The organism is Arthrobacter sp. CAN_A214 (genome assembly GCF_015751955.1).
GTDB lineage: Bacteria > Actinomycetota > Actinomycetes > Actinomycetales > Micrococcaceae > Arthrobacter_D.
The window spans coordinates 1-18,347 of record NZ_JADOUU010000007.1; the positions used below are offsets into that span (position 1 = coordinate 1).

Consider the following 18,347-nt stretch of genomic DNA (forward strand, 5'->3'; position numbering starts at 1 on the left):
AACAACCGTCCACAACTCATCTGGAATCACATCCGAACGAACCATCCATCCAGCTTCCAACATCACAAGCCGGATATTTAGCAGACACGCCCTAGGTCCGGCTCCTGTGTGCCGGACTGGAATTCAGAGGTTGGGTTTGGCGGACATCGGGCCTAGGGTTGGAGCTAAGCCTGCTTAGTATGTAGCGCAGCTGTGGGCTGCATGCCAAGCAGGCTCAACCGCAGTCCAACGCCGTCGAAGGAGCTGTTCATGGAACTCAGTACTATCGGTTGGAACGAAGAAGCACGCCAGAAGATCCTGCTCGACGCGGACCGCGCCCTCCAGTCAGCGGTGCGTGAGGCAGCGCAGACCCTCAAGGGCAGCAGCCGTGACGAGATCTACGAGTTCCTGTTCCAGAAACTGCAGCCCCAGTTCGTCGACTTCAAGCCCGGCCCCGATCTAGGGAAATGCGCCGACGCCGTGGCGAATGGTGAGGTGTCGCTGAACGGCTGACGCCGTCGGGTGATCAGCACCTCCCGCCAGCACCGCTGGTCCTTTCCTGGAAGGGGCCGGCGGTGCTCTTTCCATCCTCCGGGGTTTCCGTGCACGTTCCCGGTTCGCCGTGTCCTGTCGGTTGTTCCTAGTCCGGGGTGTCCTGTCCGCTGTTCCTAGTCGGCTGCTCCGGGCGGCATTCCGGGGCCGAAGATGGTGCCGGGCTCCGGGCGCTTGGCGGTCACGCCGTCGCCCGAGGACTGGTGCCGGAGCCGCCGGAGAACCCAGGGGACGAAGAACTCACGCGCCCCCACGAAATCCTCGGAGCGCGCCGTGCGCCAGCTTTTCGCCGGAAGGTCCTTCGGGCGCAGGGGCTCCAGGGTGTGCTCGACAGCGAGGGTGTCCAGGACCATCGCGGCGATGGTGTGGTGGCCCAGCGGCGAGAAGTGGAGGCGATCGGCGGCCCACATCTGCGGATTCAGCAGCAGCCGCAGCGCCCACATGTCGGCGGCGACGGCGTCGTGGCGCGCGGCGATGGTCCGAAGATTCTCGTTGTAGATCGCGGTCTTGGCCCGGATGCTCCCGAGTACGGTGTCCCGGACGTCGGGGCCGGTCAGCATCACCACCGTGGCGCCGTTGGTGCCGAGGATCTGCACCAACGCATCGAGGCGTTCGGCGATCCGGTCCGGATCACCGCCCGGACGGAGAAGGTCATTGCCGCCTGCCGAGATAGTGATGAGATCCGGTTTCAGGGCGAGGGCCGGGCCCACCTGCTGGTCCGCGATCTGCTGCAGGAGCCGGCCGCGGACGGCGAGGTTCGCGTAGGCGAAGCTCGGGTGGTCACGGCTGAGCTCCTCGGCCACGCGGTCGGCCCAGCCCCGGTTGCCGCCGACGCTTTCCGGATTGGGGTCACCGATTCCCTCGGTGAACGAATCGCCCAATGCCACGTAGCGGCTCCAGGGGTGCGGCTGGGGGTAGGGGACTTCCTCGACCTGCGGTCCGGGCTGGTTGGCTGTCACGTTTTCATCATTTCAGGCCGCGCGGTGGTTGCGCGAACACCGGCACGCAGGTCGCCCCCCGAGCCATTTGCCGCCCGTCGGGCGGCGCGTGCCAAAATATTCCCATGACCGACGCTGACGAAAGCCCCTTCCCGCACGACGCCGCCGCCTGGGACCCGACCGTGCTGTGGTCGCGGCCGGAAGCCGAGCGGCAGGGAACGCCGCTGCTGGTGCTGCTCCACGGGTACCTGGCCAATGAGGAAGACCTGATGGGGCTGGTCCCCTACCTTCCCGAGGAGTTCACCGTCGTATCGGTGCGGGCGCCCCTGCCCGGCGGACCGGGCTATTCCTGGTTTCCGCTCTCGCGCGAGGCCGATTACTCGGTGGACAAGGTTGCCGCTTCGGTGGGCCGGCTCGCTGCCTGGCTCGGGACCGTCCGGAGCGCCCACACCAGCGTCAGCCTCCTCGGGTTCTCCCAGGGCATGGCCGTTGCCACGAGCCTGCTGCGGCACACGCCGGAGGATTTCGCCTGCGTTGTCGGGTTGTCGGGCTTTGCCGTGCCCGCGGAGGGTTCCTCTTTCTTCCAGGTCGACGACGACGTCGCAGCGGCCCGGGTGCCCTTCTTCTGGGGTCGGGACCAGGCGGACGAGGTGATCTCCGCCGGGATGATCGACTTCACGCACGCCTGGCTGACCGCCAACACCAAACTCACCAAGGTCCTGTATTCCAACATGCTGCACAGCATCAGCCAGCAGGAGCTTGCGCACGTGCGCGAGTTCCTGGCACTGACGGTGCTGGGACGGCGCTAGCCCCTCGTGATCCGGATGCTCTGGCCGTTGACGCTCACCGTGTCGCCCGGGTGGAGCTGCCTCCCGCGGCGTTCTTCGATCTCCCCGTTGACCTGGACCAGACCGTTGTCGACCAGCGCTTTCGCCTCGACGCCGTCCTCGGCCAGGGAGGCGAGTTTCAGCAGCTGGCCCAGCCGGATCATGTCGTCGCGGATGGGAATCTCGTTGCTGTCGCCTGCGCTCTGCGCGGTGTCTTCGCCGGTCATGATTCCATTCTGACGTAGTTATCGCGGAAGCTGTGCCGTCGGCCCTCGGGCGGTTGCACGGATACGCCCTACGCGTGACCGGTGGCTACACACCCCTCGCTGTCCCCGGTCATCGGGCTTCCGCTCGCAATTGCCGTCGGCATCGCCATTCCGTTGCAGGGACGGATCAACGGAGCACTCGGTACGCGGCTCGATGACAGCCTCGCCGCTGCCCCGGTCAGTTTCGGAACGGGACTCGTGCTGATGATCGTCATCTCACTCACGGTCCCCACCGCGCGCGCCGGGGCACGCCAGGTGGTTCCGGCAGTCCGCGAGGGCGCTTTCCGCCGTACTACCTCGGAGCCGGCGCCATCGGCGCGCTCTTCGTGTTCTCCCAGTCCCTGACCATCGCGGTGCTCGGAGTGGCCCTGTTCACGGTGGCCGCCGTCATGGGCCAGTCCCTCAGCGGCCTCCTGGTGGACCGGGCCGGCATTGGACCGGCAGGTAGACGCTCCGCAACTCCCATGCGCGTGATCGGTGTCGTCCTCACCGTGGTCTCGGTGATGTGGGCGCTGTCCCCAAGGTTCGGGATTGCTGGGGGCACGGCGTCAACGTTCCTGCCGTGGCTCCTGCCCGTCCTGCTGCCGGTCGCAGCAGGAATTCTTATGAGATTCCAGCAGGCCATGAACGGGACCGCCGCCGTCCACTACGGAACACCGCTCACCGCCACACTCCTGAATTTCGTGGCAGGGAGCACGGTGCTCCTCGCGGCCTGGCTGGTCAAGCTGCTCGTCGCCGGTCCTGGGAATCCGCTGCCCACCGAGTGGTGGTACTACCTCGGTGGCCCCCTGGGGTGTGTATTCATCGCGCTCGGCGCGCTGCTGGTGCGCAGCCTGGGCGTACTACTGACCGGTCTCAGCATGACCGGCGGGCAGTTGGTGGGATCCCTGGTGCTGGACCTCGTGTTTCCCGCGCCCGGGACGATCATCGCCGTCGCCACCGTCGCGGGAACCGTGCTGACGCTGACCGCCATCGTCCTGACAACCCTGTCCTGGCCGCGGAGGACTACGGGCATCGCGTAGCGACGCCACGCGGCAGCGCGGCCGGCGAAGACGGACGCGTGGGGCGGAACCGGAAGGTTCCGCCCCACGCGTCGATGTCATGACCTACCGGCTACCGGCGGGGAAGCTGTCGGCTAACGGTCAGCCAGTTCGGAATCGTGGTCGTGCTCCGGGTGGAGTCCGCCACCGCTTTCCGTGCCGCCACCCAGGGGGTTGCCGTCGAAGCTCTCCTTCTGCTTGAAGTTGCCCTTCGCCGATCCCGCGCCGTTCACGCCTACCGTGTTCATGGCGTAGGTGAGGGTCAGATGGGCAACGGCGTCGCTCATCTGGTCCAGAGCTTCGATGCTCAGGTTCGTTTCGTCGTCGCAGGCGATGTGGTAGCAGGCGTCGTAGGGCTTGCCGGCCGTTCCCCCGAAGAGTGTCGCCTGCTCAGGGGTCTTGATACCTTCGGCTCCGGTGAACAGGCCGCCGGCCGGAATTCCTTCGGCGATGAAGGGCCCGTAGTCGCTTCGTCCGCTGAACGCAGTCTCGCCCGAGGCAAGCCCGGCCGAAGCGAAGTAGTCGTGGAAGTCCTGTTCGATCTGGCCCGAACCCTCAGGGCCTTCGGCGGCATTGGGTCCTACCTCGAAGGCGGAGTTGTCGCCGTCGTACACGAACCGGCCGAAGTTCGTCGAGCCGATCATGTCGAAGTTCAGGTACAGCCCTACCTCGTCGAGGGCACCGTTCTCCACGAGGTCGGTCACGTAGTGTTCGGCCCCGAGCAGGCCCAGTTCCTCTGCACCCCACCAGGCGAAGCGCACCTGATTTGTCGTCTTGACCTTCTGCATGCTCTCGGCGACGGCGAGGATAGCCGCGCTTCCGCTTCCGTTGTCGTTGATTCCCGGTCCCGCGACCACGCTGTCCAGATGGGCGCCGACCATGACCACGTTGTCGCTGTCGCCCGTCGCGGTCTCGGCAAGGATGTTGTAGGTGTCCCGGTTTTCGGAGATGGTCTCCGTTGCCACGCGGGCCGTGACGGCGTCGCCGATCAGTGACGTTCCCGTGGCGTAGCTCGCGCCGAGCACGGGGATCGAGACCACGCCGGGCGCGCCGAGGGTACCCGCGATCGGCCCGGTGTTGCCTCCGACCCCGGTGTTGAAGATCACGACGGCGCCGGCTCCCGCAGTTTCGGCGTTGAGGGCCTTCTGCGAGAACGGACAGGTGCCACGCTGTACCAGTGCAATCGAGCCCGGCTCGAAGCCGGCGAAGTCCGCTGCTTCGCAACCGCTGGTGTTCGTGGCGCTCGCCACACCTGCGGTGTCGACTGCGGTGATGGCCCCGGAAACGTCCCCCGAGCCGGAGTAGGTCATGGTGGCGAAGGTGTCGGCGGCATACGAGGTGGGAGTCGGACTCGTCTGGGCGAGGACGGGCGCGCTCAGCTGGGCATAGAAGGGGAACTTGAAGGTCTGAATGGTGGGGGAGTACCCCGCGGCCTTCAACTTGTCGACGATGTAGCCGACCGACTCCGAGTACCCCTTGGTGCCGGAGGCCCGGGTGTTGTCGTTCGCCTCGGCGATGGTGTCGAGCGCGTCCAGGTGCCCGACGACGTTCTCCACGGACACCGCTGTCCGTAGCTTCTGGGTGGTGTTGTTGTTGCTGTTCTCGTGGGTCGGACCTGCGTTGGCCGCAAGTCCGCCCGATGCAACGAGGGCCAGGCCACCGGCAAGTGCCAGGCCCACCCTTGCGATGCGTGCACGCGGGTGAAGATCGTTTGGGGTCACGATTCGTTCCTTTGGTCGCGAGGAGGTCTGCTGTTGCAGACACAGAAAACGCCTGTGATGTGGGTCACGTCACGGCGCCCCCCAACCATAGGAAGCAGGAATGCGGTGGTCAAGGGTGGGAAGTGGTTTTCGGTGGAAAACCGCGGTAATACTTGGTTCCTCTTGCGGAAACGAGCCCGTACCACTGGAGTCCTGCGCTCTGAGGGCCCGTGCCGCTGCCGGTAGGCTGGCGATGTATGTTCTTCCCCGCATGGATATCCGAAGGGATTTCCAGCACACCCAACCAGCACACCCAACCAGCGGACCGCACCCAGCGGCCTGCGGAAGCCGGAGCAGTAACCCCATGGCAGCAGCGAAATCAGCGCTCGATCCGATCATCTCCCTTGCCAAGCGCAGGGGCTTCGTCTTCCAGTCAGGGGAGATCTATGGCGGATCGCGCTCGGCCTGGGATTATGGGCCGCTCGGTGCTGAGCTCAAGGAGAATATCAAGCGGCAGTGGTGGCAGTCCGTGGTGCGCGGGCGTGACGACGTCGTCGGACTGGATTCCGCGGTGATCCTTCCCCGCCAGGTCTGGGAGGCGTCGGGCCACGTCGAGGTCTTCAGCGACCCGCTCGTCGAGTGCCTGAGCTGTCACAAGCGCTACCGGGCCGACCACCTCGAGGAGGAGTTCGAGGAGAAGAAGGGCCGGGCACCGGAGAACGGCCTCAAGGACATCGCGTGCGCCAACTGCGGCACCAAAGGTCAGTGGACCGAGCCGCAGGAGTTCTCGGGCCTTCTGAAGACCTACCTCGGCCCCGTCGCGAGCGAGGAGGGCATGCATTACCTGCGGCCCGAGACTGCGCAGGGCATCTTCACCAACTTCAACAACGTGCTCACCACGGCCCGCAAGAAACCGCCGTTCGGGATCGGCCAGATCGGCAAGAGCTTCCGCAACGAGATCACCCCGGGAAACTTCATCTTCCGTACGCGTGAGTTCGAGCAGATGGAGATGGAATTCTTCGTCGAGCCGGGCACGGACGAAGAGTGGCATGAATACTGGATCAAGGCCCGCTTCGAGTGGTATACGGAGCTCGGCATGAACCCCGATAACCTCCGCCTCTTCGTGCACCCCCTCGAGAAGCTCAGCCACTACTCCAAGGGCACCACGGACATCGAGTACCGGTTCGGCTTCCAGGGCTCCGAGTGGGGCGAGCTGGAGGGCATCGCCAACCGCACCGACTTCGACCTCTCGACCCATTCCAAGCACTCAGGAACCGACCTCGGGTACTTCAACCAGGCCACGAACGAGCGCTACACCCCGTACGTCATCGAACCGGCCGCGGGCCTGACGCGCTCCTTCATGGCGTTCCTCGTCGACGCCTACACCGAGGACGAGGCACCCAACTCGAAGGGCGGCGTGGACAAGCGCACCGTGCTGCGGCTCGATCCGCGCCTGGCCCCGGTGAAGGCTGCAGTGCTGCCCCTCAGCCGTAACGAGGACCTCTCGCCCAAGGCGAAGGACCTCGCGGCCGAGCTGCGGCGGAACTGGAACATCGACTTCGACGATGCCGGCGCCATCGGCCGCAGGTACCGGCGGCAGGACGAGATCGGCACGCCGTTCTGCATCACAGTGGACTTCGACACCCTGGAGGACCAGGCCGTGACCATCCGCGAGCGTGACAGCATGGCGCAGGAACGAGTTGCCCTCGACAAGGTGCAGGGGTACCTCGCGGCACGGTTGATCGGCTCCTGATGGCCCTCGAATACCGGGCCTGGCAGGACGGCGACGACCTCGAGCTCCTCCAGCTGTGGGGCGGAGCGGAATCGGCGCCGTCCGAGCAGTTCAGGGGTTCGTTCCGCCCCCCGGCGGAGTCGCCCTGGAACCGCTGCATCACGGCGCTGGACCAGGGGATCCCGGTCGCGGCCGGATTCGTCTACGAGACCGCGCTGCATCCCGACCGCCTCTGGTGCTACGTCGAAGTCGCTGCCGACCACCGTCGCACGGGCGTCGGCTCCACCCTGCTGACAATGCTGCGCCACGAGGCCGCGGCGTCGCCGTCGGGCATCACCGCGCTCCGCAGCAAGGTGCAGCCGGGCACCACCGGCGCCCTCTTCGCGGAGGCCGTGGGTTTCTCGACGATCCAGCGTTCGCGCGTGGTCGTGGTCAGCCCGGGAGCGCTTGCCGCTCCCGCGTTCGAGGATGCCTCCGGTCCCCAGCTCGAGGAAGCGGCGACGGGGTCGGTGGAACTCACCCGCGCCGTCGCCGACTTCTATACTGCGGTCCACGGCTGGGACCGCGCTGATCTGACTCTCGGCCGTGCCCAGCAGCTGCTGCTCTCCGACGCCAGCGGCGCGGCCGGCGCGATCGTGCTGCGCGACCGGCCCCGGGTCGACGGCGGCACCATCGCCGCTTTCGCGGTCAGCTACACCCAGGCCCGCACCGACGGTCCGGCCGATGTCCTCCTGGGCTACGACGCCGCGCTGAAGCCGTCCGAGCAGGAAGCCGCGGTGGCCACGATGATCGCGATGCTCGTGCATCAGTTCCCCGTGCAGCTCGAGGTCGACGACTCGATGGCGGCACTGGCACGGGTCGTCGAGCCGCTGCTGGCCGGACGTGCTGCGACGGCTGATGCCGAGGCGCACGTCATCGCGCTGGGATAGCTGCACGGCCTCCGGCTCGGTGATGGGTGATCCGGCTGCACGGCCGGCGGCTCGATGATCCGACTGCACCGGCTGCGGCTCAGTGATCCGATGATGCGGTGTCCAGGCCATCCGGGGAAGCACCGACCCGGTTGTGCCAGGTCCGGCGGGTCCAGCTCGGCCAATCGGACGACGGAACGGGCGCGGCGGGAGCGTCATGTCCGGACGCCGGGAACGTCGGCTCAACCCCGGCTCAACCCCGGCTGTGGCGGCCCGTGCTGAGGTCGTAGGCGTCGGCCGCGACGCGTTCTTCCTCGGTCATGGCGCCGCCGCCGAGGTGGGCCGGCTGCCACCAGGCTCCTGGCTCGGGGATCACAGGGAAGTCGCCGATGCACCGGTCGATGCCCTCCTGGACGGCTGCGCGCAGCTTCTCGGTCTCAACGGCGACGTCGATGCCTTCGCTGTGCCGGATCGGCTCGCCGCCATGCACCCTTACCGGTGTGCGCCACGCTTTCCGGACCGAGAATCCGTGGCTGCGGGTGAGCAGCCGGTGTGCTCCCCACACGGACACAGGGATCACGGGAACGCAGGCCTCCGCCGTAAGGCGCACCGCCCCGGTCTTGAGTCCGCGGACGGTGTAGCTGCGTGAGACGCCGGCCTCGGGGAGGATCGCTACGTACTCGCCGGCCCTCAGTTTTTCCAGCGCATCGGCGTAGGCATCGGCGCCGGCCCGCCGGTCAGTGACTACGTGGCCCAGGCCGTAGACGAAGGGTCCCACGAACCACAGTGACGCCATCCGCTTGGTGATCAGGTACCGGGCCTGGATGCGGGCATGGTGCCACAGGGCCAACTCCGCGAAGGCGAAGTCGAGGTACCCGAAGTGGGTGATCGCCACTACCGCCTTTTCCGGGGACCGCGCGCCGTGAGCGGCCGTTCAGCGGATCGGGTGCCGGCAGGTTTTCCGTGCCGGTGGTCCGGATCCGCAGCTGCAGCAACCACCGGATCAGCAGCCCCGTGCCCACCACGAAACGGTACAGGCGGTCGTTCTGCTTTGGCTTCTACGCCATGTCCACGCACCTTGATGCTCGGGCCGAGGGAGACCCGCCGGCGCTTGATCCTCACTCATATCACGACTTCCCGTCCACCGGATGCGGGGGAGCGATGCGCAGGATTTCTTCGGCTGGTTGGTGCACTACGTTCCCGAGCAGCGAACAGCCGCCGTCGATTTGCCCGGCCTTGCCACAATGGAGGGGTGACTGCTGTATCGACACGGCCCGTTCCGGCCACCGCGCCCTCCGTTTTTCCTCCTTCCGCTCTCGAGGGCGTGGAGCCTGCGCTCCGCCTCGACCTCCCGCCGCTGAAGCTCGGCGCCATCACGGTGGACACCCCGGTGATCCTCGCACCCATGGCCGGCATCACCAACCGTGCGTTCCGCCGGTTGTGCCGCGAGTACGGCGGCGGGCTGTACGTGTCGGAAATGGTGACCTCACGAGCACTCGTGGAGCGCAGCCCCGAATCGCTGCGCATCATCTCCCACGACGACGACGAACGGGTGCGCTCGGTGCAGCTCTACGGCGTCGACCCCGTCACCGTCGGTGCGGCGGTGCGCATCCTGGTGGAGGAGGACCACGCCGACCATATCGACCTCAACTTCGGCTGCCCGGTCCCCAAGGTCACGCGGAAGGGCGGGGGAGCTGCCCTCCCGTGGAAGCTCGACCTCTTCACCGGCATCGTCCAGACCGCGGTCCGCGAAGCGTCGAAGGGTGGGATCCCGCTCACCATCAAGATGCGCAAGGGCATCGACGAGGACCACCTGACCTTCCGGGAGGCAGGGAAGATCGCCCGTGACAGCGGTGTTGCCGCCGTCGCACTCCATGGCCGCACGGCCTCGCAGTTCTACTCGGGCAAGGCCGACTGGAACGCCATCGCGGAACTGCGGAACGCCCTCCCGGACATCCCGGTGCTGGGCAACGGCGACATCTGGAGTGCCGAGGACGCCGTGCGCATGGTGCAGCAGACCGGAGTCGACGGCGTGGTGATCGGGCGCGGGTGCCAGGGCCGGCCCTGGCTGTTCGGCGACCTGGTCAACGCGTTCGAGGGGAAGACCGAGCGCCACCGGCCGGGCCTCGGCCAGGTGGCCGAAACCGTGTACCGGCACGCCGAGCTCCTCGTGGAGACCTTCGACAGCGAGATGATGGGCCTGCGTGATATCCGTAAGCACATGGCCTGGTACTTCAAGGGCTACGTAGTGGGCGGCGAACTCCGCGCAAAGCTCGCGGCCGTCCCGACGCTCGAGGTGCTCCGCGGCCTCCTCGACGAGCTGGACAGGAACTCGCCCTATCCCGGCCCCGACGCCGAGGGCCCGCGCGGGCGTGCCGGTTCGCCGAAGAAGACCTCGCTGCCCGAGCACTGGCTGGACGGCCGGGTGCTGAACGCGGTTCAGCAGGCCGACATCGCCGCAGCTGAACTGGACGTCTCAGGTGGCTGAACACGCATCGCACCCGACACTTCAAGGCAGGAAGCAGCCATGAGTTTTCCGCATCCGCCCCCGACGGCGGGATACTTCGCCGAGGACATGGAGCGGTGGGTCCGCGAACCCCCCAAGAGCTCGCACCGCTCCGATTTCGAGCGTGACCGCGCACGGGTTCTGCACTCGTCGGCGCTCCGCCGGCTCGGCGCCAAGACGCAGGTCGTGGCTCCGGATACGGACGACTTCGTGCGCACCCGGCTCACCCACTCCCTCGAAGTGGCCCAGGTGGGCCGGGAGCTGGGGCGGGCGCTGGGGTGCGATCCGGACATCGTCGATGCCGCGTGCCTGGCCCACGACCTCGGCCACCCTCCGTTCGGCCATAACGGGGAGTCAGCCCTGAACGACATCGCCCACGGGATCGGGGGCTTCGAGGGCAACGCCCAGACCCTGCGCCTGCTGACGCGCCTCGAACCGAAGATCATCGGTGACGACGGCACTCCTGCCGGGCTGAACCTGACCAGGGCAAGCCTCGACGCCGCCTGCAAATATCCTTGGACGGCCGCGTCCGCTCCCGTCATCGACGCCCACCGGACATCGAAGTTCGGGGCCTACGAGGACGACCTCCCGGTCTTCGACTGGCTGCGCACCGGTGCGCCCGAGGGCCGCTCCTGCCTCGAGGCGCAGGTCATGGACCTTGCCGACGACATCTCCTACTCCGTGCACGACGTCGAGGACGCCATCGTCGCCGGTCACCTCCAGCTGAAGTGGATGGACAGCCCGGACGCGAGGGCGCGTGTGGTCGGGTACACGCAGCAGTGGTACCTTCCCGGAAGCGACCCCGCCGCCGTCGACGCGGCCCTCGCCCGCCTCGAGAAGACCCCGGTCTGGGTGCGGGAAGCGGACGGTGCGCGGCGGTCCATGGCCGCCCTGAAGAACATGACGAGCCAGCTGATCGGCCGGTTCTGCCTCAGCGCGCTCGAGGCCACCCGCGGCATCTACGGGACCGATCCGCTGACCCGCTACTCCGCCGAGATGGTGGTGCCGGAGGACACAGCCCTCGAGATCGCCGTCATGAAGGGCCTGGCCACCACCTACGTGATGACCACGGACCAGCGGCAGCCCCTCTACGAACGCCAACGTGAGATCCTGATCTCACTCGTGGCCCAGATGCACGCCGAAGGCGACCGCTACCTCGAGGCGGCCTTCGCTGAGGACTGGCGCGACGCAGCCGACGACGACGCCCGGCTGCGCGTCATCGTGGACCAGGTGGCCTCGCTGACCGACGGCTCGGCACTGGGCCTCCATGAACGCATTGTGGGCCCGGTTCCCGCGCTCTGGTAGGGCGACGCCTTTCGCGTGGCTGTTGCAATGCCGATGGCTGTGGCTGTGGCTGTGGCTCTGGCTCCTGCAATGCCGATAGCTGTGCCTCTGGCTCTGTTCACACGGGACGGCGGTCGGGCGCCGGCGCAGGGAAGCATAAACTGTTTTCATGGCCGGACTCATCAAGCGCGAAGACATCGATGAAGTCCGCCAGCGCACCGATATCAAGGAAGTCGTCGACGGTTACGTCACCCTGAAGTCGGCCGGAGTGGGCTCCTACAAGGGTCTCTGCCCGTTCCATGACGAGCGTTCGCCGTCCTTCCACGTGCGTCCACAGATGGGCTCCTACCACTGCTTCGGGTGTGGCGAGGGCGGCGACGTCATCTCGTTCGTCCAGAAGCTCGACCACACCTCCTTCACCGAGACCGTCGAAAAGCTCGCCGCCCGGCTCGGTTTCGAACTGCACTACGAGGACGGCGGCTCCGGGCCGAGGCGCGAGGACGTCGGCAAGCGCCAGCGCCTGCTTGACGCCCATAAGATCGCCGCCGAGTTCTATCGGGACCAGCTGGTCACCCAGGGTGCCGCTGCCGGCAGGCAATTCCTCCAGGAGCGCGGTTTCGACCGCGACGCCGCGGCCTCCTTCGGTGTGGGCTACGCGCCGCAGGGCTGGGACGGACTCCTCACCCACCTCACCGGCCGTGGCTTCACCCTCGACGAATTGAAGCTCACCGGCATGTTCAGCGTCGCCTCGAACAATGCCTCCCGCCTCTACGACCGTTTCCGAGGGCGTCTCATCTGGCCGATCCGCGACATCACCGGTGACACCGTCGGATTCGGCGCCCGGAAGCTGTACGAGGAGGACCAGGGGCCGAAGTACCTCAACACTCCCGAAACGCAGCTCTACAAGAAGTCGCAGGTGCTGTACGGCATCGACCTCGCCAAACGGGAGATCGCGAAGACGCGCCAGCTCGTGGTGGTGGAGGGCTATACCGACGTCATGGCCTGTCATCTGGCGGGCGTCGGCACCGCCGTCGCGACGTGCGGCACCGCCTTCGGCGCGGACCACATCAAGATCGCACGCAGGCTGCTGTCCGACGACGGCACGGGAGGTGAGGTGGTGTTCACGTTCGACGGCGACGCCGCCGGCCAGAAAGCCGCCCTGCGGGCCTTCGAGGAGGACCAGCGGTTCGTCGCGCAGACCTACGTCGCGGTGGAACCCGGGGGGGCCGATCCGTGCGACCTGCGCCAGACCAAGGGTGACGACGCCGTGCGTTCCCTCATTGCGGATCGGCGGCCGCTGTTCGAGTTCGCGATCAAGGCATCCTTCGGAAACTTCGACCTCTCCACCGGCGAAGGCCAGGTCAAGGCGCTCCGACATGCAGCGCCGATCGTGGCGCAGATCCGCGACGTGTCGCTGCGGTCCACGTATACCCGTGAACTCTCGCGCTGGCTCGGCATGCAGTTCGTAGGGGAGGACCAGGTGGCACGGGCGGTGTCGACGGCGGCCCGGCGCGACGGAGCCGGTACCCCAGGACGCCGGGAAGCAGCCCGGACAGAGGACCACCGCGGTGACCAGCCGGACGGGCAGGGAGGTGACACGCCCTCGGGGCCCCAGTTCTCCCGCCCCGATCCACGGGATCCCATCGGGCGCATGGAACGTGAGGCACTGGAGGTCGCGCTCCAATATCCGAACCTCCTCGAGCCCGTCCACTGGGAGCGGCTGGCCGGGGCGAACTTCTCTGCTCCGGTGTATGCGACGCTTCGGGATGCGGTGCAGGCAGCAGGCAGCAGCGGAACGGATCCGGCTCAGTGGGTCGAACGGGTTCGGCAGGAGGTGCCGGAAGTACTGCGGGGTTTCGTCACGGAACTAGCGGTTACCCCGCTACCCTCGAAGGCCGAGGACGCGCTCGCACTGTATTGCCGCGATATCGTGAACAGGCTCTTCGAGCTTCGCATCACCCAGCAGAAGGCCGAGAAGCTGGGGCAGCTGCAGCGCATGGATCCTGCCGCTGATCCTGCCGTCTACAACCAGTTGCAGCGGGACCTGATGGAACTCGAAACTCAGCGGCGGCTGCTCCGCTCCGACTAGGAAATTCCGGATGGAACGGCAGGAGCCGATCAGGCGCCGGGGCGCTGGTACCTGACCTGACCGGCCTGGCGCATGGCATCCATCGCTTCGTCGACAGTCAAAAGCACTGTCGTCTCGAGCGAACTGAGCGCGCCGCCACCGCTGACCGCGAGTGCAACCGCCGCCATCGACACGTTGTCGGGAGCCTCCCGCTGGCCGATTCGATATAGGACTGGGCGGCCTTTCCGCGGTCCTCGGGATTGCTGATCAACCGCGCCCACGTCTCCGGCATGTAGCTGAACCTCGAGAGATAGAGCGGCATCGACTTCACCTTTTCCGACTGTTCGAGCGCAGGCCCCGGTTGAAGTCTAGATCCGCCTGGAAGAAAAAGACCCTGCGGCACCGGCTGCAACGGGACGCTCGCGCCGCTTCCGGGGTTACGGTCGAAGGCGTCCTCGGTTCAGCCGGAAGCGGCCGGCCGGTCAATTTCACAACGCCGCGGATCGTATGTAGAGTTGATCCTGCCGCTTTCCTCCGTAGCTCAATTGGCAGAGCATTCGACTGTTAATCGAAGGGTTACTGGTTCAAGTCCAGTCGGAGGAGCAACAAAAGCCCCTGACCAGCGTTTCCGCTGGTCAGGGGCTTTTTTCTGCGGACCTGTCGCGGACAGCCGGTACTGTCGGAGCGCGGGCGTAGGCTGGGGCCATGAAAAATGACGGCGCGCTCATCCTTGTCACCGGTGCCACTGGCTACCTCGGCGGCAGGCTCGTGACGAAGCTGGTGGCCGAGGGCCACAGCGTGCGCGTCGTGGTCCGCTCACCGCAAAAACTCAAGGATGTTCCCTGGGCGGACGACGTCGACCTCGTCGAGGGGGACCTGCAGGATCATGAGACCATGCGCCGTGCCTGCGAGGGCGTGGAAACCCTCTACTATCTGGTGCATTCGATGGGTTCGGGGAAGAACTTCGACGTGCGCGAGAGCGAGATCGCCGTCACCGTGTCAGAGGCGGCCACCGAGGCCGGGGTCTCCCGGATCGTGTATCTCGGTGGGCTGCACCCCGAGGGGGTGACCCTGTCGACACACATGCGCTCCCGTACCCAGGTCGGCCGGATCCTGCTCGATTCCGGCACACCCACCATCGCCTACCAGGCTGGGGTGGTGATCGGCTCGGGGTCGGCCTCCTTCGAGATGATCCGGCACCTCTCCGACGTCCTGCCCGTCATGCCCGCACCCAGGTGGGTACTCAACCGCATCGAGCCCATCGCGGTCCGCGACGTCATCCACTACCTCGGAGGAGCCCTCGACCTGCCGCTCGACCTCAATCGGACCTTCGACCTCGGCTCCCGTGAGGTGCTCACCTACGCGGAGATGATGAACCAGTACGCAGAGGCCGCGGGACTGCCGAGACGCAGGATCCTCGCACTGCCGGTTCTCACGCCGCGGCTGGCGGGCCACTGGGTCAACCTGGTGACGCCCATTCCGCGCGCCATGGCGATGCCGTTGATCGAGTCCCTGCAGCACGACGCCATCACCGCCGAAAACGACATCGATGCCTATCTGCCCCTTCCCGAAGGTGGTCCCACCGGCTACCGCCGGGCCGTGGACCTCGCCCTGGGCAAAATGCGAGGCGGCGAGGTCGAGACAAGTTGGGCGGGAGCCTCCCAGCTCGACGCCGCCGCCGATCCACTGCCCTCCGATCCCCAGTGGGCGGGGCATACAGTTTTTACCGACTTGCAGACCTACAGCTCGTCGGCGCCGCCCGAGAAGCTGTGGAGCGTCGTCGAGGGCATCGGCGGCGAGAACGGCTGGTACTCATGGCCGGTGGGCTGGGCCGCACGGGGCTGGATGGACAAGCTCGCCGGGGGAGTAGGGCTGCGACGAGGCCGGCGGGACCCTCGGGAGCTACTCACAGGCGAGGCCTTGGACTTCTGGCGCGTCGAGGAGATCGTTCGCGGGGAACGCCTGCGACTGCGCGCCGAGATGAAGGTGCCCGGCCGGGCGTGGCTCGAGTTCTCGGTGGATCCCGACGGCTCAGGAAGCGCCTACCGCCAGCGCGCCGTCTTCTTTCCCCAGGGGCTTTCCGGGCGGCTGTACTGGCTCGCAGTGCTGCCGTTCCACGGCTTCATCTTCAAATCGATGGCGCGCAACATCGCGAAGACCGCGGAAGCAATGCCCTAGGGACGCCCCCGGAGGCCGCCGACGTGCCAGCGCCTCGGTCACGAGGCCGAATACGGTGGCGGTATCGCCTCGGGTGCCAGGTCGGCCAACTTCAACCGGCATTTCCTGGCCGGGACGGCTACTGCAGGGGCGGCACGCTTTTCGGCCGGATGACGGTCCACAGGAACACGACGGCCAGGGCGACGCAGCCTGCCATGACGGCGGCCATCGGTGTTGCGGACCTGATGCCAAGTACTCCTACCAACGGTGACACCACTCCTGCGAGGCCGAAGGTCACAGCGCCGAGCAGGGATGCTGCGGTTCCCGCCTGGGCACCATGGTTGATCAGCGCGAGTACCTGCACGCACGGGAACATGAAGCCTGCAGCCAAAATGTAGAACCACAGCGGGATGGCGGTTCCGAGGATTCCGAACCCGAGCTGGTCGAACACGATGATCAGTGTCGACATTGCCAGCATGACCGCGGTCGCGTAGGCCATGACCCATTGAGGCCCGATGCGCCGAAGCACCCGCGAGCTGATCTGCAGTCCGCCGACCACACCGAGGGAGTTCACGGCGAAGAGGAGTCCGTATTGCTGCTCGTTCAACCCGTACAGGTCCTGGAATAGGAACGGTGATGCCGAGAGGTAGGAGAACAGTCCGGAGAAGTTCATGCCGCCCACCAGCAACACGCCGATGAAGACGCGGTCGCTGAGGACCGCCCGGTAGCGCTGGAGCGCAGTGGAACCGGAACTCTTGCGTCGCTCGGCAGGAAGTGTCTCGATGATGAACACCGACACGGCAATGATGACCAGTACCCCGTATCCGGCGAGGAACCAGAAGATGCCGGGCCAGGCCGTCACAAGCAGCAGCTGCGACCCGATCACCGGGGCAAAGATGGGTGCCATGCCGTTCACGAGCGCCATGTAGGAGAGATTCCGCACCAGGGCATGCCCGCTGAAGAGGTCGCGCACCATGGCCATGGCCACTACTCCGCCGCCGGCCGCACCCACTCCCTGGAGGACGCGGAAGATCATGAGTGCCGTGATGTCATCGGCGGAAGCGGCGCCGATCGAGGCTGCCACATGGAGCGACGTCGCAAGAATCAGTGGAACACGCCGTCCGATCTTGTCGCTGAGCGGCCCGACGACCAGCTGGCCGGCGGCGAATCCGACGATCGTCCCGGTCAGCGTCAGCTGGGTGGCGGCCTCGGATATTCCGAGGTCGCTCTGAAGCGCCGGAAACGCCGGCAGGTACAGATCGATGGTGAAGGGACCCAGTGCTGTCAGCGCACCGAGGGTCGCGATGTAGATCATTTTCTCGCGCCGCGTGAGTGCATCGCCTGGGTGGGAGAGGGGGGTCAAGAGTCTGCCTATCGAAACAAGGTGGTGGGGCGGAGCGCGCGCTAGTTGCCGGAGCGAATCAACGCACCCTTCATCTTAGGGCCGATCCCGGAGCTACCCGGCGCCAAGCGCTTGTTGAGCGTTCTTCCTACTGACGTAGGGTGAAAGGGGACTGCACCTCGCATGAAGGATGGAAGATAAACGAGCCGGCAGGATGCGCGGCTGGAGGACGATATGTCGCCCCGCCACCTCGCCCGGGTCATCGGGATCAGTGTGGCTGCGGCGGTCGGCGGGCTCCTGTTCGGATTCGACACGGCAGTGATCAACGGAACAGTCGATTCCATCCAGGCCGACTTCGGCCTCAGCGCCTCCGTCCTCGGGTTCACCGTGGCGATCACCCTGCTCGGCTGCGCTGCTGGAGCCTGGTTCGCCGGCGGACTGGCCGACAAGTACGGACGCAAAACAGTCATGGTCGTCGCCGCGGGGACCGGTCTTCGGCCTCCGGTCCAGTCTGTGGGTCGGCATGGCCATCGCGGCGCTCCAGCAGCTCGTTGGCATCAACGCGATCTTCTACTACTCGACCACACTGTGGCAGTCCGTAGGATCCAACGAGAGCGATTCGTTCACGACGTCGGTCATCACCTCGGTGATCAACGTCGCCACGACCTTCGTGGCCATCTCTTCGCTGCAACACGGGGTCCTGTCATGTGGGTGACACTCGGTGAGATGTTCCCCAACAGGATCCGTTCCCTCGCCCTTGGTGCCGCCACGATGGTCAACTGGGTCTTCAACTTCGTCGTGACGCTGACGTTCCCCTGGGTCAGCGCAAACCTCGGACTCCGGACCGTGTGTGCGGCCTGCACCGCATTCGCCGTGCTGTCATTCTTCTTCGTGAAGAACAGGCTCAAGGAATACACCGGCCACGATCTCAAGGACAACACCGACCTCATTGCCCGCTGAGGGATGCACTTCGGCTGGGAAGTTCCGCGAAACCGCCCATAGCCTAGAAACGAACGAACTCCGCGGGAAAGCACGGGCAATGGGCGAG

General features: G+C 66.4%; 15 protein-coding genes, 1 tRNA gene and 1 pseudogene. 11 read left to right on the top strand and 6 right to left on the bottom strand.

Annotated elements, in window-relative coordinates:
* The first annotated feature begins 249 nt into the window (after positions 1–249).
* A complete protein-coding gene (locus IWX65_RS08140) occupies positions 250–492 on the top strand; it encodes a hypothetical protein (protein ID WP_196821924.1) in 243 nt (80 codons plus the stop codon).
* Positions 493–647: 155 nt separating this feature from the next.
* On the opposite strand, the gene IWX65_RS08145 is transcribed toward IWX65_RS08140, so the two are convergent.
* Positions 648–1,490 carry an SGNH/GDSL hydrolase family protein gene (locus IWX65_RS08145; protein WP_196881924.1) on the bottom strand — a complete coding sequence of 281 codons (843 nt, stop codon included), beginning with the start codon at positions 1,488–1,490 and terminating at the stop codon, positions 648–650.
* 104 nt (positions 1,491–1,594) lie between these two features.
* On the opposite strand from IWX65_RS08145, the gene IWX65_RS08150 reads away from it, so the two are divergent.
* Entirely contained in the window at positions 1,595–2,278 is a 684-nt protein-coding gene (locus IWX65_RS08150) for an alpha/beta hydrolase (protein WP_196881925.1), read from the top strand.
* On the opposite strand, the gene IWX65_RS08155 is transcribed toward IWX65_RS08150, so the two are convergent.
* Complete coding sequence (locus IWX65_RS08155; RefSeq protein WP_196881926.1) at positions 2,275–2,523, bottom strand: RNA-binding S4 domain-containing protein; 249 nt, start codon at positions 2,521–2,523, stop codon at positions 2,275–2,277. The genes IWX65_RS08150 and IWX65_RS08155 overlap by 4 nt on opposite strands.
* An 81-nt stretch (positions 2,524–2,604) precedes the next feature.
* On the opposite strand from IWX65_RS08155, the pseudogene IWX65_RS08160 reads away from it, so the two are divergent.
* A pseudogene (locus IWX65_RS08160) lies at positions 2,605–3,584 on the top strand (DMT family transporter).
* A 113-nt stretch (positions 3,585–3,697) separates the two neighbouring features.
* Here IWX65_RS08160 and IWX65_RS08165 read toward each other — a convergent pair.
* The gene (locus tag IWX65_RS08165; protein WP_334683737.1) at positions 3,698–5,323 is read right to left on the bottom strand and encodes a M28 family peptidase; all 1,626 of its coding nucleotides are present in this window, start codon (positions 5,321–5,323) and stop codon (positions 3,698–3,700) included.
* A 343-nt stretch (positions 5,324–5,666) separates the two neighbouring features.
* Here IWX65_RS08165 and IWX65_RS08170 point away from each other — a divergent pair, with 343 nt between their 5' ends.
* The gene (locus IWX65_RS08170; RefSeq protein ID WP_196881927.1) at positions 5,667–7,055 is read left to right on the top strand and encodes a glycine--tRNA ligase; all 1,389 of its coding nucleotides are present in this window, start codon (positions 5,667–5,669) and stop codon (positions 7,053–7,055) included.
* The gene (locus IWX65_RS08175; RefSeq protein ID WP_196881928.1) at positions 7,055–7,963 is read left to right on the top strand and encodes a GNAT family N-acetyltransferase; all 909 of its coding nucleotides are present in this window, start codon (positions 7,055–7,057) and stop codon (positions 7,961–7,963) included. Before IWX65_RS08170 ends, IWX65_RS08175 begins: the two co-directional genes overlap by 1 nt.
* Before the next feature lie 232 nt (positions 7,964–8,195).
* On the opposite strand, the gene IWX65_RS08180 is transcribed toward IWX65_RS08175, so the two are convergent.
* Positions 8,196–8,837: a lysophospholipid acyltransferase family protein gene (locus IWX65_RS08180; RefSeq protein ID WP_334683738.1), complete on the bottom strand. Its 642-nt coding sequence runs from the start codon at positions 8,835–8,837 to the stop codon at positions 8,196–8,198.
* A 429-nt stretch (positions 8,838–9,266) separates the two neighbouring features.
* On the opposite strand from IWX65_RS08180, the gene dusB reads away from it, so the two are divergent.
* The 3 genes from dusB to dnaG all read left to right on the top strand — a co-directional run bounded on the left by dusB (position 9,267) and on the right by dnaG (position 13,821).
* Positions 9,267–10,430 (top strand): tRNA dihydrouridine synthase DusB, encoded by a 1,164-nt coding sequence (gene dusB / locus IWX65_RS08185; RefSeq protein ID WP_196882138.1) that lies wholly within the window; start codon positions 9,267–9,269, stop codon positions 10,428–10,430.
* 39 nt (positions 10,431–10,469) lie between these two features.
* Positions 10,470–11,753: a deoxyguanosinetriphosphate triphosphohydrolase gene (locus IWX65_RS08190; RefSeq protein ID WP_196881929.1), complete on the top strand. Its 1,284-nt coding sequence runs from the start codon at positions 10,470–10,472 to the stop codon at positions 11,751–11,753.
* 148 nt (positions 11,754–11,901) lie between these two features.
* Entirely contained in the window at positions 11,902–13,821 is a 1,920-nt protein-coding gene (dnaG, locus tag IWX65_RS08195; RefSeq protein WP_196881930.1) for a DNA primase, read from the top strand.
* Between the two features lie 29 nt (positions 13,822–13,850).
* On the opposite strand, the gene IWX65_RS17750 is transcribed toward dnaG, so the two are convergent.
* Positions 13,851–13,988, bottom strand: a complete 138-nt coding sequence (locus IWX65_RS17750; protein ID WP_334683739.1) for a hypothetical protein — start codon at positions 13,986–13,988, stop codon at positions 13,851–13,853.
* Positions 13,989–14,330: 342 nt separating this feature from the next.
* On the opposite strand from IWX65_RS17750, the gene IWX65_RS08205 reads away from it, so the two are divergent.
* Positions 14,331–14,403: transfer RNA gene (locus IWX65_RS08205), tRNA-Asn, on the top strand.
* A 102-nt stretch (positions 14,404–14,505) separates the two neighbouring features.
* Positions 14,506–15,978, top strand: coding sequence for an SDR family oxidoreductase (locus tag IWX65_RS08210; RefSeq protein ID WP_196881931.1), 1,473 nt, complete (start codon positions 14,506–14,508; stop codon positions 15,976–15,978).
* A 118-nt stretch (positions 15,979–16,096) separates the two neighbouring features.
* Here IWX65_RS08210 and IWX65_RS08215 read toward each other — a convergent pair whose 3' ends face one another.
* A complete protein-coding gene (locus IWX65_RS08215) occupies positions 16,097–17,272 on the bottom strand; it encodes a multidrug effflux MFS transporter (protein ID WP_196882140.1) in 1,176 nt (391 codons plus the stop codon).
* A 261-nt stretch (positions 17,273–17,533) separates the two neighbouring features.
* On the opposite strand from IWX65_RS08215, the gene IWX65_RS18055 reads away from it, so the two are divergent.
* A complete protein-coding gene (locus tag IWX65_RS18055) occupies positions 17,534–18,259 on the top strand; it encodes an MFS transporter (RefSeq protein ID WP_442859177.1) in 726 nt (241 codons plus the stop codon).
* The last annotated feature ends 88 nt before the right edge of the window (positions 18,260–18,347 follow it).

Excerpts from the sequence above, each read along its gene's own strand:
- IWX65_RS08190 (WP_196881929.1), top strand. The coding sequence starts at position 10,470 with ATGAGTTTTCCGCATCCGCCCCCGACGGCGGGATACTTCGCCGAGGAC.
- IWX65_RS17750 (WP_334683739.1), bottom strand. The coding sequence starts at position 13,988 with ATGGCGGCGGTTGCACTCGCGGTCAGCGGTGGCGGCGCGCTCAGTTCG.
- dnaG (WP_196881930.1), top strand. The coding sequence starts at position 11,902 with ATGGCCGGACTCATCAAGCGCGAAGACATCGATGAAGTCCGCCAGCGC.
- IWX65_RS08150 (WP_196881925.1), top strand. The coding sequence starts at position 1,595 with ATGACCGACGCTGACGAAAGCCCCTTCCCGCACGACGCCGCCGCCTGG.
- IWX65_RS08140 (WP_196821924.1), top strand. The coding sequence starts at position 250 with ATGGAACTCAGTACTATCGGTTGGAACGAAGAAGCACGCCAGAAGATC.
- IWX65_RS08170 (WP_196881927.1), top strand. The coding sequence starts at position 5,667 with ATGGCAGCAGCGAAATCAGCGCTCGATCCGATCATCTCCCTTGCCAAG.
- IWX65_RS08210 (WP_196881931.1), top strand. The coding sequence starts at position 14,506 with ATGAAAAATGACGGCGCGCTCATCCTTGTCACCGGTGCCACTGGCTAC.
- IWX65_RS18055 (WP_442859177.1), top strand. The coding sequence starts at position 17,534 with ATGTCGCCCCGCCACCTCGCCCGGGTCATCGGGATCAGTGTGGCTGCG.
- IWX65_RS08155 (WP_196881926.1), bottom strand. The coding sequence starts at position 2,523 with ATGACCGGCGAAGACACCGCGCAGAGCGCAGGCGACAGCAACGAGATT.
- IWX65_RS08215 (WP_196882140.1), bottom strand. The coding sequence starts at position 17,272 with ATGATCTACATCGCGACCCTCGGTGCGCTGACAGCACTGGGTCCCTTC.
- IWX65_RS08175 (WP_196881928.1), top strand. The coding sequence starts at position 7,055 with ATGGCCCTCGAATACCGGGCCTGGCAGGACGGCGACGACCTCGAGCTC.